Here is a 14573-nt window from a genome sequence, read left to right as displayed (position 1 = left end):
AACCCATAAAGGTTGAGAGTCTTGTGTCGTTGATAATTAACGCTTGGAGAACTGAGGTGCGCGACGAGCTGCTTTAAGACCGTATTTCTTACGCTCTTTCATACGAGGGTCGCGAGTTAAGAAGCCAGCTCTCTTAAGAGAACCACGACTCTCAGGATCAGCTTGCAATAATGCACGAGAGATCCCGTGGCGAATTGCTCCAGCTTGTCCAGTTGTTCCACCACCACGAACGTTAACAAGCACATCATACTTGCCAACAGTTTCAGTTAATACAAGTGGTTGCTTAACAATTAATTTTAATACTTCTAAACCACCGAAGTAGTCATCCATCTCACGCTTGTTAATGACAACGCGTCCGTCACCAGGTACAAGGCGCACACGTGCTACAGAGTGCTTGCGACGTCCAGTTCCATAATATTGTACTTGTGCCACGAAATGAAACCTCCTTTAATACTTAACCGCGAATTTCCAGTACTTCTGGTTTTTGAGCTTCATGTGGATGCTGAGCTCCTGCATATACCTTAAGCTTAGTAGCAAGTTGACGACCAAGACGATTCTTAGGAAGCATCCCCTTAACAGCCAATTCCAACATTCTTTCAGGTTTCTTAGCAATCATTTCAGCTGCAGTGAATGTTTTCAATCCGCCCGGATGTAAGCTATGGAAGTAATACTTCTTATCGCTCATCTTTTTACCAGTTAATCTAATCTTCTCTGCATTGATGATGATGACGAAATCACCAGTATCAACATGTGGTGTAAATTCAGGCTTGTTCTTACCACGAATAATTGACGCTACTTGACTTGCAAGACGACCAAGTGTCTGGCCTTCCGCATCAACAACATACCATTTGCGTTCTACTTCATTAGGCTTAGCCATATATGTGGTACGCATCGATTTCCCTCCTAGTCTTTCAGTAAATCATTGTTTTAAAAAATATCGTCTGAACATCTATTCTAAATCCCGGGGAACGTGGGAAACGGAATTTATGAATAACCAAAGAATATCTTACTTCAATTACGAATCAGAGTCAAGAAAAAAACAACGGCTCCCGGCGTTTTTTAATATTTAACTTCCCAGAGTGTCAATCCTTGCGCTGGTGCCGTCGGACCAGCAGCGGTGCGGTCGCAAGCCTCCAGGATGTCCCGGACACGATCCGGTTCCCACTCCCCTGTACCAACTTTTACTAGCGTTCCTGTCATGATCCGAACCATATTATACAAGAACCCATTGCCTCGAAAAGTCAGCCATACCCTTCCCTCGTCGTGTTCTTCTAAGGAAATATCATAGATTTCCCGAACCTTGTCTTCAACATCTGTTTTAATCGAACAAAAAGAGGTGAAATCATGTTCCCCAATCAGATAGTTTGCCGCAGAGCGCATAGCCTCGAGGTTTAAATCGTAAGGTACATGCCAGGCATACTTACGGTGAAAAACATCGGGAAAAGGACGATTCATAAGAGAATACCGATAGATCTTCTCCTTTACATCAAACCGAGCATGAAAATCGTCGGGAACCTCCTCAGCTTCCCATACGACAATATCATTGGGGAGTTTTGTGACAAAGGCATAGGGCCATTTATGAACAGGAATAGAACAAGCGGTACGAAAGTGAAACACTTGTCCTCGCGCGTGCACTCCGGCATCTGTCCGCCCCGAAGCATAGATCGTCGTCCGTTCCTTTGCTATCTGCTCAATCGCCTCTTCAATCAGCTGCTGAACGGTCAAAGCATTGCTCTGAACCTGGTAACCGGCATAGTCTGTTCCGTCATAGCTGACCTTACATTTAATTTTACGATACGTCTTTACCATCACAATCCCTCACCATTGCCGGATTAAAAAGAAAAGCACCACCATTAAAATAACAAGTACAAGAAATACGCCATCTGTCCTCGACCAAGCCAGTTCCCTCAATTTGGTCCGTCCGATCGCTCCACGGTATCCCCTAGCTTCCATAGCTAGAGCTAGCTCCTCCGCTCGTCGAAAGGCACTGACAAACAGCGGAATTAGCAGAGGAACGAGCGCCTGTGTCCGCTTAACCAAACCCCCACTATCGAAATAGGCTCCTCGCGACATCTGCGCTTTCATAATCTTATCCATCTCCTCAAGCAAGGTGGGAATAAAACGTAGGGAGATCGACATCATCATCGCCAAATCATGGGCTGGAAAATTAAACCTTGCAAGCGGCTGTAAAAGTCGTTCAATCCCATCTGTCAGATCAAGCGGTGAAGTTGTCAAGGTAAGCAAAGAAGCCATGATAATTAAAACGATCAGACGGACAGAGATTAAAATCGCCTGTCTAAGTCCTTCCTCGTATACGCTAAACCATTTCCATTCCCAAACAAGGCTTCCACCCTTCGTCATGAAAATATGAACGAGTACTGTCAATAAGATCAGCCAAATAATAGGTTTCAGGGAACGAAAAAGATATGAAAGCGATATTCTTGATGCAAAGAGGGACAACAGGGTAAAGCAGATTAGAAAAATATAAGTCCTCGGTTCATCCGCAAAAAAAATCAGGACAACAAACAAAAGCGTGAATAATAACTTAGAACGCGGGTCAAGTCGGTGCACAAAGGAGTCACCTGGTATAAACTGACCAATGGGGATGCGGGATAAAAAATTCATCTTTTCCCCCCTTTGCTCATGGCTCTCTTCCGCAATTCCTTTTCCAATTCCTCGATCTGAAAAATGTTAGTTGGAAGAGGAGACTCCAAATTTTTATTCAGTTCCATAATAAACTGGGTGATCTCCGGTAAATCCAACCCCATCTCCTGTAGCTCGACATCTTTGGAAAACACTTCTGTTGGTGTTCCATCAAGCACGATGCCCCCGTCCTTCATGACTATAATCCGATCGGCATAACGGGCTGCATCCTCCATATTATGTGTCACGAGAATGGTCGTCCATTTTTCTGCTTTATGGAGCTTGTATAACCTCTGCAGAATTTCGCGTTTCCCCTGTGGATCAAGGCCAGCTGTCGGCTCATCCAACACGACCATCTCAGGCTTCAGGGCCAACACTCCAGCCATCGCCACTCTGCGCATCTGTCCACCACTTAGAGCTAGTGGGGATTGATCTTTGAAGGCATCATAGTCGAGTCCGACGAAGGCCATCGCTTCCTTTACACGGGTGTGAACAAGCTCTGGGGGGAAATCAAAATTCGTAGGACCAAAGGCAATATCTTTTTCAACAGTTTCCTCGAACAACTGATATTCAGGGTACTGAAACAACAGCCCAACTTTTCTACGGAGGTCCCTCAGGGGCGCTTTTCCTTTGGGGGTAATTTTCACATTACCCACTATGATTTCGCCTGAAGTGGGTTTCAACAATCCATTGAAGTGCTGAATCAACGTTGATTTTCCCGAACCAGTCTGGCCGATAATCGCGGTAAAGCTTCCGGAAGGAAGTTGCAAATCAATTGGACCAAGGGCATGCCGTTCAAAAGGGGTCCCCTGTGCATATGTATGTTTCAGACCATTCACAGTAATTTCCATAGGCATTCCACCAGTTCTTCTCTTTGCCAGATCCCTTCAGGGACCGGAACCCCTTTCTCACGCAAGCGATGGGCCATCTCAACGGAAAAAGGAACATCAAGTTTTCTATTTTTAAGCTTGTCTATATGTTGAAAGACCTCTTGTGGAGAACCTTGTAAAGCAATTTCCCCATGATCCATGACAATGACCCGGTCAGCCTGCAGCGATTCTTCCAAATCATGTGTAATACCCACGATGGTAAAACCCTCGTCATGCAAAGCTTTCGTCGTCGCCAATAATTCTTTACGGCCCATTGGATCGAGCATTGAAGTGCTCTCATCAAATACGATCACCTTGGGACGCATGGCCAGGATGCCTGCAATCGCCACACGCTGCTTCTGCCCGCCGGATAAGCGATGAGGCTCATAATCCTTAAAGGATGTCATCGATACCTGCTGCAGGGCCAAATCAATCCGTTGGATCATTTCCTCTCGCGGCAGACCCATATTTTCCAGGCCAAATGCCACATCGTCATAGACCGTTGGCGCGACAAACTGGTTATCGGGGTTTTGAAAGACAATGCCTACTGTCTGACGAATCTTCCAGATCTCTGAAGAGTTTTTCGTATCCAGGCCGCTCACCTGAACCTCTCCTTCGGAAGGCAGCAATAAACCATTCATCATTTTCGCCAAAGTGGATTTTCCTGAACCGTTGTGGCCAATGATTGTTAAGAATTCTCCAGAGTGGATTGTCAAGTCGATGTTTTTAAGAACCATGTCTTTCTCAGGATAGGCAAAACTAACATTATTGAAGATAATTAAGGGATCCATGGTTTCTTCCTTCGATTAAACGGAGCATTTCCGCTTATTTGTTAAGACCGGACTTAAATCCGGCAAATAGACGGAGAAATTCCGGTTATTAGAGACAATTGGCAGCAAAAAAGGCCCTTTTACCAAATTAACCGGAAAAACTCCGCCTATTTCAAGCAGAATTTACGTTTCAGACCAATTAGTCGGATAAACTCCGCTTAAATGCAAAAAAAAAAGGGTACAGAATCAGAATCTAGGAAAAACCAAGATTCTGCCCCACCCTTTTCTCCAGACATTATACAAGCTCCAAATATACCATAGGTGCACCGTCTCCACGGCGAGGCCCAAGCTTAAGAATACGAGTATATCCTCCATTACGCTCAGCATAACGTGGAGCAATATCTGCAAACAATTTTTGGATTGCATCCTGTCCGCTTTCAACATCCGCTACTTCGTTACGAACAAAAGCAGAAACTTGACGACGAGCGTGCAAATCCCCACGCTTAGCTAAAGTGATTAGCTTCTCAGCAATGCTTCTCAATTCTTTTGCCTTTGTTTCAGTCGTTTCAATACGCTCATTTATAAACAAATCCGTCACTAAATCACGGAACAATGCTTTACGAGCGGAAGATCTGCGGCCTACTTTAGAATATGCCATTTAGATTCCCTCCCCTTAACACAACGTTATTAATCATCATTTCGTAAAGAAAGACCAAGCTCGGCAAGCTTTTCTTGAACTTCCTCTAAGGATTTGCGTCCAAGATTGCGCACCTTCATCATGTCTTCTTCAGATTTCAATGTTAGTTCTTGAACTGTATTTATCCCAGCACGCTTCAAGCAATTATAAGAACGAACAGAAAGGTCTAGTTCTTCAATAGTCATTTCTAGAACTTTTTCCTTCTTATCCTCTTCTTTTTCAACCATGATTTCGGCTTCCTTAGCTTCATCTGTTAAACCGACAAACAGGTTTAGGTGTTCAGTCATGATTTTTGCGCCAAGGCTAACCGCTTCTTCAGGTCGAATGCTTCCGTCTGTCCAGACTTCCAGCGTTAGCTTATCGTAGTTCGTCACTTGACCAACACGAGTATTCTCCACCTGGTAGTTGACGCGTGAGATCGGCGTATAGATAGAGTCGATAGGAATGACACCAATTGGTTGATCAAGATCCTTGTTTTGATCCGCAGCAACATATCCACGGCCACGATCGGCTTTCAAACGAATATGCAGGCGGGCATCGTCCTCTAATGTGGCAATGTAAAGATCCGGGTTAAGAATTTCCACATCGCTATCCGCACGGATATCACCAGCTGTAACCATTCCGCCGCCTTCAGCATCAATCTCAAGATACTTCACCTCATCAGAATGAATCTTGATGGAGAGCTTCTTCAGATTCAGAATGATCTGCGTGGTGTCTTCGACAACACCTTCAATGGTAGAAAATTCATGCAAAACGCCATCAATTTGAACACTGGTGACAGCTGCACCAGGCAAAGATGAAAGCAATATGCGACGTAAGGAGTTCCCTAATGTTGTTCCATAACCACGTTCAAGCGGTTCAACTACGAACTTTCCATAGGTTGCATCTGAATTTACTTCTACTATTTCTATTTTAGGCTTTTCGATTTCGATCATATACAAACCCTCCTTCAAACGTCGAAAATTCCGGTAGCGAAATTTAAGGGACCTTCAAAGGCTCACCAGAACCTTTGTAGGCAAGTGATCCAGACAAATCCCCACAACCGGAATTCCCCTTCAGCGGTTACCAAGTATCGCAACCCAAGCTTGATTACCCGTTCATATGATTTTTGTGCGCACAAAAATGCACTCCTTGAAACCATTATTGACAGGTAATACTATCTTTAAACTACAAACTTGCGAAAAACCGCGAGATTAGACACGACGACGTTTTGGCGGACGGCAACCGTTATGAGGAATAGGAGTCACGTCTTTAATCATGTTGACTTCCAATCCAGCGGCTTGTAAAGAACGGATAGCAGCTTCGCGACCAGATCCTGGTCCCTTTACAGTAACCTCAACAGCCTTCATACCGTGTTCCATTGCTGTTTTAGCAGCTTGTTCAGCAGCCATTTGTGCAGCAAACGGAGTGCTCTTACGAGATCCTTTGAAACCTAGTCCACCTGCACTAGCCCAAGAGATAGTGTTCCCATGAGGGTCAGTGATGGTAACGATAGTGTTATTGAAAGTAGAGCGAATATGCGCTACACCGGACTCAATATTTTTTCTGTCACGACGTTTGGTACGAGTAACAGCAGTCTTTCTTTTAGCCAAGTTTTACGACCTCCCTTACTTCTTCTTATTCGCGATGGTACGACGAGGACCTTTGCGAGTTCTTGCATTCGTCTTTGTACGTTGTCCACGAACTGGCAAGCCACGACGATGACGAACGCCACGGAAAGAACCAATCTCGATCAAACGCTTGATGTTTAGAGAGATTTCACGACGAAGATCCCCTTCAACCTTCAAGTTTTTATCGATATATTCACGAAGCTTACCAATTTCATCTTCAGTAAGATCGCGCACACGAGTTTGTTCGCTAATTCCAGTGGTCTCCAAAATCTTTCTTGCAGTATTACGTCCGATACCAAAAATGTAAGTTAAACCAACTTCCACACGCTTTTCACGTGGCAAGTCAACTCCCGCGATACGGGCCATGGTGCGACACCTCCTTTGAATTACCCTTGTCTTTGCTTATGCTTTGGATTTTCACAAATAACCATTACTTTCCCTTTGCGGCGAATGATTTTGCATTTTTCGCAAATGGGCTTTACGGATGGTCTTACTTTCACGTTAATAACCTCCTCTGTTGCTTCTGCCGCAACCTTGCGTAACTCCTTATCAATTCCACTACAACTCTTGAGAATCTAGCTCTAATCTTATTTAAAGCGATAAGTGATCCGTCCTCTAGTCAAATCGTAGGGCGATAACTCAACTGTGACTTTGTCTCCAGGAAGAATTCGTATGAAGTGCATGCGGATCTTCCCTGAAACATGCGCTAGTACTTTATGACCGTTCTCCAGTTCAACACGAAACATGGCATTCGGCAGCGGTTCAATAACCGTACCTTCTACTTCAATTACATCATCTTTAGCCATAGGCACTACACTCCTTTGCTTTGTATTTCGAGCATCTCTTCTGCAAATTTATTCATAGCGTATCGCAGCTTGCTGTTTGTCACTCGTCCTGTATCCAACAGGCTTTTGCGAACATCCTGGGATACAAAATCGATAAACTTCAAGTGAAGGACATTCTTCTTTTTCGGACGGTCAAATTTGCGTTTATCCCCATCAGCGAGCCAGACAAATTTATCATCGGATTGCTTAACTACAATCGCATATTTGTCTTTGTCTCGTCCTTGGGTGATTTGCACTACCTGCCCAATCCAAGAAGGTCGCACTTCAGAATCTTTCACCATAGATCACCTACGCTAGGCCTTCGTCAAGATTTCATAACCATCTTCCGTAATCGCAATCGTATGCTCATAATGGGCACACAAGGAATCGTCAACCGTAACAACAGTCCAATTATCCTGTAGAGTGCGCACATATCTTTCACCTGCATTGACCATCGGCTCCACTGCCAACACCATTCCGGGCTTTAACTTGGGCCCTCTGCCGGGTGGTCCGTAATTCGCAATTTGCGGGTCTTCATGCAGATGACGTCCAATACCGTGTCCAACATATTCTCTTACGATGGAGAAACCTGCTTCTTCTACGTAAGATTGAATCGCGTGGGAGATATCAGACAAACGAGAACCCGGAAGAGCTTGCTCCAGCCCCTTGTACAGTGACTGTTCTGTAACATCCATAAGCCGTTTGGCGTCGTCCGTTATCGAACCCACTGCATAAGTCCACGCAGAATCTCCATGATATCCGTGTACTTCTGCTCCGATATCAAGCGTAACAATATCGCCGTCTTGAAGCACACGTTTGCCAGGGATGCCGTGAACCAATTCCTCGTTCACAGAAATACAAATGCTTCCGGAGAATCCACCATAGCCTTTAAAGGATGGAATTGCACCCATACCTCGGATGAATTTTTCAGCCGTTTCATCCAGTTCCTTGGTTGTGACACCCGGTTTCAAATGCTTAGCCAGTTCTTGATGAGTTAAGGCAACGATACGACCAGCCTCTCGCATTATCTCCAGCTCAGCTTTCGACTTGCAAATGATCATTACGCTTGACCTCTCAATAGAGAAGTTATATCTTCAAAAACCGTGCCAATCTCTTGTTCTCCATTAATATTTCTTAAGAGACCTTTGTCCTCATAATACTTCAATAATGGAACGGATTGTTCGATGTTTACATCCAAACGAGTGGCAACCGTTTTTTCATTATCATCATCTCGCTGATAGAGTTCTCCACCACATTTGTCACATTTCCCTTCCTCTTTTGGAGGGTTAAAGATGACATGGTATGTCGATCCACACTGGCGGCAAATTCGACGTCCAGTTAATCTGGCAAGAAGAGATTCTCTATTGACATCAATATTGATGACATGATCAATTTTTCGTCCGAGCTCTTGTAATGTTTGGTCTAATGCTTCAGCTTGCGCTACAGTTCTTGGAAAACCATCCAAAAGAAAACCTGTACTACAATCAGCTTTTCCTAAGCGTTCCCGAACAATACCAATGACCACATGATCCGGAACAAGCTGCCCCGCATCCATATAAGTCTTAGCCAGTTTACCCATTTCCGTTTCTTCTTTCACTGCCGCACGAAACATATCACCTGTAGAGATGTGAGGGATTTTAAATTCCTCTACGATCCGTTCGGCTTGTGTACCTTTTCCAGCACCAGGTAGTCCCATCAATAAGATGTTCACTCTGTATCCCCGTCCTTCTTTAAAGATAACGCAACTACTTAATAAAGCCCTTATAATGACGCTTTATCAATTGACTGTCGATTTGTTTCATCGTATCTAATACTACACCAATTACTATCAGTAAGGAAGTTCCACCAATCTGTACGGACTGCGGTAAATTACTCAACGTAGTGAAAACGACAGGGAGCACGGAAACCGCAGCTAAGAATATGGATCCTACCAACGTAAGACGGTTTAGAGTACGAGTGATAAATTCAACCGTTGCTTTACCCGGACGAATACCAGGAATATATCCTCCGTTTTTCTTCATATTGTCTGCCATTTGCATCGGATTGATCTGTACAAATGTGTAGAAATAAGTGAATCCAATAATCAATAAAACATAGAGGAGCATTCCTATTGGAGCGCGGTAATCAAAGTTTCTGATGATCCAATCTGCAATCTGATTTCCAGCCCAAAAGTTAGCAACTGTCGGCGGAAAAACAATCAGTGAAATTGCGAAGATCACGGGCATTACCCCTGCTGCATTAACCTTTAACGGAATATGAGTGGATTGTCCCCCGTACATTCTGCGTCCCACTACACGTTTCGCATACTGCACAGGAACTTTCCGAATCCCTTGTTGAATATAGATAACTCCAACAACAATGGCAATAAGAACTAATAGAATGACGAGTAATTTAACGATGTGGAGGAAGATCGCTTCCCCTGCATTGTGAAATTCAGCAGCATAGATGGAACGAACACCATCCGGAATACTGGCGACGATCCCCGCCGTGATGATAATGGAGATCCCATTACCAATCCCATATTCCGTAATTTGTTCACCCAACCACATGAGAAAAGCAGTTCCAGCCGTCAAAGTTAGAGCAATCAAAGCATAGGTCGTAAATGATGGATCTACGACAAGTCCAGGATAGAGTCGATTAAACCCAATCGACAATCCAATGGCTTGAATTAATCCAAGAAGTACTGTTCCATACCTTGTAAATTGTCCAATCTTTCGGCGACCTGCTTCACCTTCTTTAGACCATTGTGTAAACCGTGGCACTACATCCATCGATAACAACTGCATAATAATCGATGCGGTAATATAGGGCATAATCCCCATCGCAAAAACTGAAAAGTTCTTTAATGCACCACCGGAAAACGTATTGAGAAACCCGAAGATATTATTTTGTTCTCCGAAGGCTTCTAATGCCGATACGTTAATATTAGGAACCGGGACGAAACTCCCAATCCTAAAGACGACGAGCATCAAGAGGGTGAAAATCACCTTCCGACGCAAGTCGCCGACTTTCAAAATATTTGAGATGGTGGAAAACATTAAATCACCTCAGTTTTACCGCCAGCAGCCTCAATCTTTTCAACGGCAGTTTGAGAGAATTTGTTGGCCTTAACAGTTAAGGATACGTTGATTTCTCCGTTGCCTAGAATTTTTACTCCGTCATTCAAGCTGCTAATTACTCCTGTTTCCAAAAGTAATTCTGGAGTAACTTCTGTATTCGCCTCAAAGCGATTTAACGCGTCGAGATTAACAATCGTATATTCTACGCGGTTCGGATTGGTAAATCCACGCTTTGGCAAACGGCGATACAATGGATTTTGTCCACCCTCAAATCCTGGACGAACTCCACCACCGGAACGTGCGTTTTGACCTTTGTGACCACGTCCTGCAGTTTTACCCCATCCAGAACTAGTTCCGCGACCTACACGCTTGCGTTCCTTACGGGATCCTTCGGCTGGCTTCAATTCATGTAGTTTCATGGTCGCACCTCCTCTTACGAATCTTAATCTATATTACGCTTGTTCTTTTACTTCAACTAAGTGACTTACTTTTTCAACCATCCCGCGTGTTGCGGCGTTGTCTTCTTTGACAACGGTTTGATGGAGTTTACGAAGACCTAATGCTTGAACGGTAGCTTTTTGATCCTGTGTGCGACCAATTAAGCTTCTTTTGAGGGTGATTTGCAATTTTGCCATGTTATATCCCTCCTATTTTAGAATTTCAGCTACTGTCTTACCGCGTAATTTTGCAACTTGCTCAGGTGTTTTTAAGCGGCTAAGACCCTCGAGGGTAGCATTCACCATGTTGATTGGGTTGTTTGTTCCAAGTGATTTCGTTAAGATATCACCTACACCAGATAATTCAAGTACCGCACGAACTGGTCCGCCTGCGATAACTCCAGTACCAGGCGCTGCAGGCTTGATCAATACATGACCAGCTCCGAAACGTCCGGAAATCTGATGAGGAATGGTAGTCCCTCTCAATGGAATTTTAATTAGATTTTTCTTTGCATCATCAATTGCTTTACGGATTGCGTCAGGTACTTCAGAGGCTTTCCCCATTCCAGCGCCTACATGTCCGTTGCGATCTCCAACTACTACAAGTGCACTAAAGCTAAAGCGACGTCCGCCTTTTACTACTTTAGCTACACGGTTAATCGCTACAACTTTTTCTTCTAGTTCCAAACCGGTAGGATCGATACGCATATATGTCCCTCCTTTATTTCAGCATTAAAACTTAAGTCCAGCTTCACGGGCAGCTTCAGCTAGAGCCTGCACACGTCCATGATACAGGTAACCTCCACGGTCAAAGACAACTTCTTCGATTCCCTTTTCTTGCGCTCTTTTTGCTACTAATGACCCAACGGATTTAGCAGCTTCAACGTTTCCGCCGTTTGCAATATTTCCTTTTACCTCTGGATCTACTGTAGAAGCAGATACAAGAGTAGTTCCGGTTGCATCATCGATTACTTGCGCATAGATGTGCTTGGAGGAACGGAATACGTTCAAACGAGGACGTACAGCAGTTCCTTGTAACTTGTTACGAACGCGAAGATGTCTCTTCTTTCTGATCTTATTTTTATCTTGTTTCGTAATCATCTGTAGTCACTCCTTTCTTAGGCGGCCTTAGCCTTACTTCTTCTTACCAGTTTTACCTTCTTTACGGCGTACTCGTTCGCCTTGATAACGAATCCCTTTGCCTTTGTAAGGTTCAGGCAGACGCACAGAACGAATTTCTGCAGCCATTTGACCTACACGTTCTTTGTTAATCCCTTTTACAACGATTTGAGTTGGAGCTGGAACTTCAAACTCAATTCCTTCTTCAGGTAAGATCTCAACAGGGTGTGATTTACCAACACTTAACGTTAATTTATTACCGGACTTCGCAGCACGATATCCAACCCCTACCATTTCAAGGGTTTTAGCATAACCATTGGTTACACCTTCAACCATGTTTGCGACAACGCTACGAGTTGTTCCGTGCAAGGCACGGTGCACCTTGTTGTCAGAAGGACGTTCAACAGTCAACTCACCTTCTGCCACGTTGATCGTTAAATCTTTGCTGAATTGTCTGGAAAGCTGACCTTTCGGCCCTTTCACTGTTACGAAGTTATCATCAACAGTAACGGTTACCCCTGCAGGGATCGTTACTGGTTTTTTACCAATACGTGACATTCACTACACCTCCGTTCTGGTTGTATCTAAATTACCAAACGTACGCTAATACTTCTCCGCCCACTTGTGCCTGACGAGCAGCTTTGTCAGTTACAACACCTTGACTGGTGGAAAGAATCGCGATTCCAAGTCCGCCAAGTACACGAGGTACTTCACTTCCCTTCGCATAAACGCGAAGCCCTGGCTTACTAATTCTTTTTAGTCCAGTAATTACAGGTTCGCTGTCCGGACCATATTTCAAAAATACACGGATAATACCTTGCTTGTTATCGTCGATAAACTCTACATCACGCACGAAACCTTCGTCCTTAAGGATTCTGGCAATTTCCTTCTTCACATTGGAAGCAGGTAATTCAAGCTTTTCGTGACGAGCCATATTCGCATTACGGATGCGAGTTAGCATATCAGCAATAGGATCTGTCATGGTCATATCTAAAAACCTCCTTCCCTAAATCGGGGTTTACCAACTAGCTTTTTTCACTCCAGGAAGTTGGCCTTTGTAAGCCAATTCGCGGAAGCAGATACGGCAAAGTTTAAATTTACGCAGTACGGAATGTGGACGTCCACAACGCTCGCAGCGAGTATACGCACGAACTTGGTACTTCGGATTCCGTTGTTGCTTGATTACCATTGCTTTTTTTGCCACTGTTTTCCCTCCTCATTTGAGAAATTGGGATCTATTTTCTGAAAGGCATGCCCAATTGAGTTAATAATTCACGAGCCTCTTCATCTGTCTTTGCAGTCGTTACAAATACGATGTCCATTCCACGGATTTGATCTACCTTATCATAATCAATCTCCGGGAAGATTAGTTGTTCTTTAAGACCTAATGTGTAGTTTCCACGTCCGTCGAAAGCCTTATCAGATACTCCGCGGAAGTCACGTACACGTGGTAAAGATACATTAAATAACTTATCAACGAAGTAGAACATGCGGTCACCGCGTAGGGTTACCTTTGCACCGATTGGCATTCCTTCACGAAGACGGAAGCCTGCGATCGATTTCTTCGCACGAGTTACAACTGGTTTTTGACCAGCGATTGCTTGTAAGTCAGCAACAGCACCATCTAATACTTTAGGATTGGCAACTGCAGCTCCAACACCCATGTTGATGACAATCTTTTCAAGCTTAGGCACTTCCATGATATTTTTATATCCGAACTTTGCCATCAATGCTGGAACAACTTTATCCTTATATACATCATACAATCTAGATGCCATTTATTGGCCCTCCTTTCTCACCTGACTACTTATCGATCACTTCGCCAGATTTTTTCGCGTAACGCACTTTTTTACCATTCTCTAAAACTTTGTATCCGATGCGAGTTGGTTCATCGCTCTTTGGATCTACAATCATCACGTTGGATGCATGGATTGCTGCTTCTTTCGTAATGATACCGCCTTGTGGATTGGTAGGGTTTGGCTTGGTGTGTTTCTTCACCATGTTAACTCCTTCAACAAGCACGCGGTTTGTCTTTGGAAAAGCAGCAAGAATACGTCCTTTTTTGCCTTTATCTTTCCCAGTGATTACTACTACAGTATCACCAGTTTTCACATGAAGTTTATTTTGAGACATGAGGGCACCTCCTTGTCATTCAAGCTTTCAATTTCTATGAATTATAGAACTTCAGGAGCAAGTGAAACGATCTTCATGAAGTCCTTTTCGCGTAGTTCACGAGCAACAGGTCCGAAAATACGAGTACCACGAGGGCTCTTGTCGTCTCTTACGATTACTGCTGCATTCTGATCAAATTTGATATAAGAACCATCTGTACGACGGGAACCAAACTTAGAACGTACTACTACCGCCTTAACTACATCACCCTTCTTGACAACGCCACCGGGTGTAGCGGATTTTACAGAACAAACAATAATATCACCGATGTTAGCGGTCTTACGGCCTGTTCCACCTAAAACCTTAATACACATTAATTCTTTTGCACCAGAGTTATCTGCTACAGCTAAACGCGTTTGCGCTTGTATCATCT

26 protein-coding genes are annotated in these 14573 nt (G+C 44.0%); all 26 read right to left on the bottom strand.

What is annotated here, in order from left to right; genetic code table 11:
- Window positions 1-36 precede the first annotated feature (36 nt).
- Window positions 37-432, bottom strand: coding sequence for a 30S ribosomal protein S9 (gene rpsI / locus J2Z37_RS14960; protein WP_209811089.1), 396 nt, complete (start codon window positions 430-432; stop codon window positions 37-39).
- A 22-nt stretch (window positions 433-454) separates the two neighbouring features.
- Window positions 455-892, bottom strand: coding sequence for a 50S ribosomal protein L13 (gene rplM / locus J2Z37_RS14955; RefSeq protein ID WP_209811088.1), 438 nt, complete (start codon window positions 890-892; stop codon window positions 455-457).
- Window positions 893-1059: 167 nt separating this feature from the next.
- Window positions 1060-1809, bottom strand: coding sequence for a tRNA pseudouridine(38-40) synthase TruA (gene truA / locus J2Z37_RS14950; protein ID WP_209811087.1), 750 nt, complete (start codon window positions 1807-1809; stop codon window positions 1060-1062).
- A gap of 9 nt (window positions 1810-1818) precedes the next feature.
- Complete coding sequence (locus J2Z37_RS14945; protein ID WP_209811086.1) at window positions 1819-2625, bottom strand: energy-coupling factor transporter transmembrane component T family protein; 807 nt, start codon at window positions 2623-2625, stop codon at window positions 1819-1821.
- Window positions 2622-3494 (bottom strand): energy-coupling factor transporter ATPase, encoded by an 873-nt coding sequence (locus tag J2Z37_RS14940; RefSeq protein ID WP_209811085.1) that lies wholly within the window; start codon window positions 3492-3494, stop codon window positions 2622-2624. The genes J2Z37_RS14945 and J2Z37_RS14940 overlap by 4 nt, the downstream gene beginning before the upstream one ends.
- Window positions 3479-4303 carry an energy-coupling factor transporter ATPase gene (locus J2Z37_RS14935; RefSeq protein ID WP_209811084.1) on the bottom strand — a complete coding sequence of 275 codons (825 nt, stop codon included), beginning with the start codon at window positions 4301-4303 and terminating at the stop codon, window positions 3479-3481. The genes J2Z37_RS14940 and J2Z37_RS14935 overlap by 16 nt, the downstream gene beginning before the upstream one ends.
- Window positions 4304-4577: 274 nt before the next feature.
- A complete protein-coding gene (rplQ, locus tag J2Z37_RS14930) occupies window positions 4578-4940 on the bottom strand; it encodes a 50S ribosomal protein L17 (protein WP_209811083.1) in 363 nt (120 codons plus the stop codon).
- Window positions 4941-4969: 29 nt separating this feature from the next.
- Window positions 4970-5914, bottom strand: a complete 945-nt coding sequence (locus tag J2Z37_RS14925) for a DNA-directed RNA polymerase subunit alpha (RefSeq protein WP_209811082.1) — start codon at window positions 5912-5914, stop codon at window positions 4970-4972.
- A 258-nt stretch (window positions 5915-6172) separates the two neighbouring features.
- A complete protein-coding gene (gene rpsK / locus J2Z37_RS14920; protein WP_209811081.1) occupies window positions 6173-6571 on the bottom strand; it encodes a 30S ribosomal protein S11 in 399 nt (132 codons plus the stop codon).
- A 15-nt stretch (window positions 6572-6586) separates the two neighbouring features.
- Complete coding sequence (gene rpsM / locus J2Z37_RS14915) at window positions 6587-6955, bottom strand: 30S ribosomal protein S13 (RefSeq protein ID WP_209811080.1); 369 nt, start codon at window positions 6953-6955, stop codon at window positions 6587-6589.
- A 20-nt stretch (window positions 6956-6975) separates the two neighbouring features.
- Window positions 6976-7089, bottom strand: a complete 114-nt coding sequence (gene rpmJ, locus J2Z37_RS14910) for a 50S ribosomal protein L36 (protein ID WP_057900126.1) — start codon at window positions 7087-7089, stop codon at window positions 6976-6978.
- An 87-nt stretch (window positions 7090-7176) separates the two neighbouring features.
- Window positions 7177-7395, bottom strand: coding sequence for a translation initiation factor IF-1 (gene infA / locus J2Z37_RS14905; RefSeq protein ID WP_209811079.1), 219 nt, complete (start codon window positions 7393-7395; stop codon window positions 7177-7179).
- A 5-nt stretch (window positions 7396-7400) separates the two neighbouring features.
- Window positions 7401-7712 carry a KOW motif-containing protein gene (locus tag J2Z37_RS14900; protein WP_342453838.1) on the bottom strand — a complete coding sequence of 104 codons (312 nt, stop codon included), beginning with the start codon at window positions 7710-7712 and terminating at the stop codon, window positions 7401-7403.
- 15 nt (window positions 7713-7727) lie between these two features.
- On the bottom strand, window positions 7728-8474 hold the full coding sequence (map, locus tag J2Z37_RS14895; RefSeq protein WP_209811077.1) for a type I methionyl aminopeptidase: 747 nt from the start codon (window positions 8472-8474) through the stop codon (window positions 7728-7730).
- On the bottom strand, window positions 8474-9124 hold the full coding sequence (locus J2Z37_RS14890; protein ID WP_209811076.1) for an adenylate kinase: 651 nt from the start codon (window positions 9122-9124) through the stop codon (window positions 8474-8476). The genes map and J2Z37_RS14890 overlap by 1 nt, the downstream gene beginning before the upstream one ends.
- Before the next feature lie 34 nt (window positions 9125-9158).
- Window positions 9159-10451: a preprotein translocase subunit SecY gene (gene secY / locus J2Z37_RS14885; RefSeq protein WP_209811075.1), complete on the bottom strand. Its 1293-nt coding sequence runs from the start codon at window positions 10449-10451 to the stop codon at window positions 9159-9161.
- A complete protein-coding gene (rplO, locus tag J2Z37_RS14880) occupies window positions 10451-10891 on the bottom strand; it encodes a 50S ribosomal protein L15 (RefSeq protein ID WP_209811074.1) in 441 nt (146 codons plus the stop codon). Before rplO ends, secY begins: the two co-directional genes overlap by 1 nt.
- A 33-nt stretch (window positions 10892-10924) precedes the next feature.
- Window positions 10925-11107: a 50S ribosomal protein L30 gene (gene rpmD / locus J2Z37_RS14875; RefSeq protein WP_209811073.1), complete on the bottom strand. Its 183-nt coding sequence runs from the start codon at window positions 11105-11107 to the stop codon at window positions 10925-10927.
- 12 nt (window positions 11108-11119) lie between these two features.
- On the bottom strand, window positions 11120-11617 hold the full coding sequence (rpsE, locus tag J2Z37_RS14870) for a 30S ribosomal protein S5 (RefSeq protein ID WP_209811072.1): 498 nt from the start codon (window positions 11615-11617) through the stop codon (window positions 11120-11122).
- A gap of 24 nt (window positions 11618-11641) precedes the next feature.
- Complete coding sequence (gene rplR, locus J2Z37_RS14865) at window positions 11642-12010, bottom strand: 50S ribosomal protein L18 (RefSeq protein ID WP_209811071.1); 369 nt, start codon at window positions 12008-12010, stop codon at window positions 11642-11644.
- A gap of 33 nt (window positions 12011-12043) precedes the next feature.
- The gene (rplF, locus tag J2Z37_RS14860) at window positions 12044-12586 is read right to left on the bottom strand and encodes a 50S ribosomal protein L6 (RefSeq protein ID WP_209811070.1); all 543 of its coding nucleotides are present in this window, start codon (window positions 12584-12586) and stop codon (window positions 12044-12046) included.
- Between the two features lie 31 nt (window positions 12587-12617).
- Complete coding sequence (gene rpsH / locus J2Z37_RS14855) at window positions 12618-13016, bottom strand: 30S ribosomal protein S8 (RefSeq protein ID WP_209811069.1); 399 nt, start codon at window positions 13014-13016, stop codon at window positions 12618-12620.
- Between the two features lie 30 nt (window positions 13017-13046).
- Window positions 13047-13232 carry a type Z 30S ribosomal protein S14 gene (locus J2Z37_RS14850; protein ID WP_209811068.1) on the bottom strand — a complete coding sequence of 62 codons (186 nt, stop codon included), beginning with the start codon at window positions 13230-13232 and terminating at the stop codon, window positions 13047-13049.
- 31 nt (window positions 13233-13263) lie between these two features.
- Complete coding sequence (rplE, locus tag J2Z37_RS14845; RefSeq protein ID WP_209811067.1) at window positions 13264-13806, bottom strand: 50S ribosomal protein L5; 543 nt, start codon at window positions 13804-13806, stop codon at window positions 13264-13266.
- A 25-nt stretch (window positions 13807-13831) separates the two neighbouring features.
- Window positions 13832-14161 carry a 50S ribosomal protein L24 gene (gene rplX, locus J2Z37_RS14840; protein WP_209811066.1) on the bottom strand — a complete coding sequence of 110 codons (330 nt, stop codon included), beginning with the start codon at window positions 14159-14161 and terminating at the stop codon, window positions 13832-13834.
- Window positions 14162-14202: 41 nt separating this feature from the next.
- Window positions 14203-14571, bottom strand: a complete 369-nt coding sequence (gene rplN, locus J2Z37_RS14835; RefSeq protein WP_209811065.1) for a 50S ribosomal protein L14 — start codon at window positions 14569-14571, stop codon at window positions 14203-14205.
- Between the last annotated feature and the right edge of the window lie 2 nt (window positions 14572-14573).

Source organism: Ammoniphilus resinae (assembly GCF_017873965.1).
In the GTDB taxonomy this organism is placed as follows: Bacteria; Bacillota; Bacilli; order Aneurinibacillales; family RAOX-1; genus Ammoniphilus_A; species Ammoniphilus_A resinae.
Note: the sequence above shows the minus strand (reverse complement) of the source record. Positions and strands in the feature narration are given on the sequence as shown.

Coding starts and splice junctions, on each gene's coding strand:
- rplN (WP_209811065.1), bottom strand. CDS start 14,571: ATGATACAAGCGCAAACGCGTTTAGCTGTAGCAGATAACTCTGGTGCA.
- rplR (WP_209811071.1), bottom strand. CDS start 12,010: ATGATTACGAAACAAGATAAAAATAAGATCAGAAAGAAGAGACATCTT.
- rplF (WP_209811070.1), bottom strand. CDS start 12,586: ATGTCACGTATTGGTAAAAAACCAGTAACGATCCCTGCAGGGGTAACC.
- map (WP_209811077.1), bottom strand. CDS start 8,474: ATGATCATTTGCAAGTCGAAAGCTGAGCTGGAGATAATGCGAGAGGCT.
- J2Z37_RS14925 (WP_209811082.1), bottom strand. CDS start 5,914: ATGATCGAAATCGAAAAGCCTAAAATAGAAATAGTAGAAGTAAATTCA.
- rpsE (WP_209811072.1), bottom strand. CDS start 11,617: ATGCGTATCGATCCTACCGGTTTGGAACTAGAAGAAAAAGTTGTAGCG.
- rpsM (WP_209811080.1), bottom strand. CDS start 6,955: ATGGCCCGTATCGCGGGAGTTGACTTGCCACGTGAAAAGCGTGTGGAA.
- rplE (WP_209811067.1), bottom strand. CDS start 13,806: ATGGCATCTAGATTGTATGATGTATATAAGGATAAAGTTGTTCCAGCA.
- infA (WP_209811079.1), bottom strand. CDS start 7,395: ATGGCTAAAGATGATGTAATTGAAGTAGAAGGTACGGTTATTGAACCG.
- truA (WP_209811087.1), bottom strand. CDS start 1,809: ATGGTAAAGACGTATCGTAAAATTAAATGTAAGGTCAGCTATGACGGA.
- rplM (WP_209811088.1), bottom strand. CDS start 892: ATGCGTACCACATATATGGCTAAGCCTAATGAAGTAGAACGCAAATGG.
- rplX (WP_209811066.1), bottom strand. CDS start 14,161: ATGTCTCAAAATAAACTTCATGTGAAAACTGGTGATACTGTAGTAGTA.
- rpsH (WP_209811069.1), bottom strand. CDS start 13,016: ATGACCATGACAGATCCTATTGCTGATATGCTAACTCGCATCCGTAAT.
- J2Z37_RS14940 (WP_209811085.1), bottom strand. CDS start 3,494: ATGGAAATTACTGTGAATGGTCTGAAACATACATATGCACAGGGGACC.
- secY (WP_209811075.1), bottom strand. CDS start 10,451: ATGTTTTCCACCATCTCAAATATTTTGAAAGTCGGCGACTTGCGTCGG.
- rpmD (WP_209811073.1), bottom strand. CDS start 11,107: ATGGCAAAATTGCAAATCACCCTCAAAAGAAGCTTAATTGGTCGCACA.
- J2Z37_RS14945 (WP_209811086.1), bottom strand. CDS start 2,625: ATGAATTTTTTATCCCGCATCCCCATTGGTCAGTTTATACCAGGTGAC.
- rplO (WP_209811074.1), bottom strand. CDS start 10,891: ATGAAACTACATGAATTGAAGCCAGCCGAAGGATCCCGTAAGGAACGC.
- rplQ (WP_209811083.1), bottom strand. CDS start 4,940: ATGGCATATTCTAAAGTAGGCCGCAGATCTTCCGCTCGTAAAGCATTG.
- J2Z37_RS14935 (WP_209811084.1), bottom strand. CDS start 4,303: ATGGATCCCTTAATTATCTTCAATAATGTTAGTTTTGCCTATCCTGAG.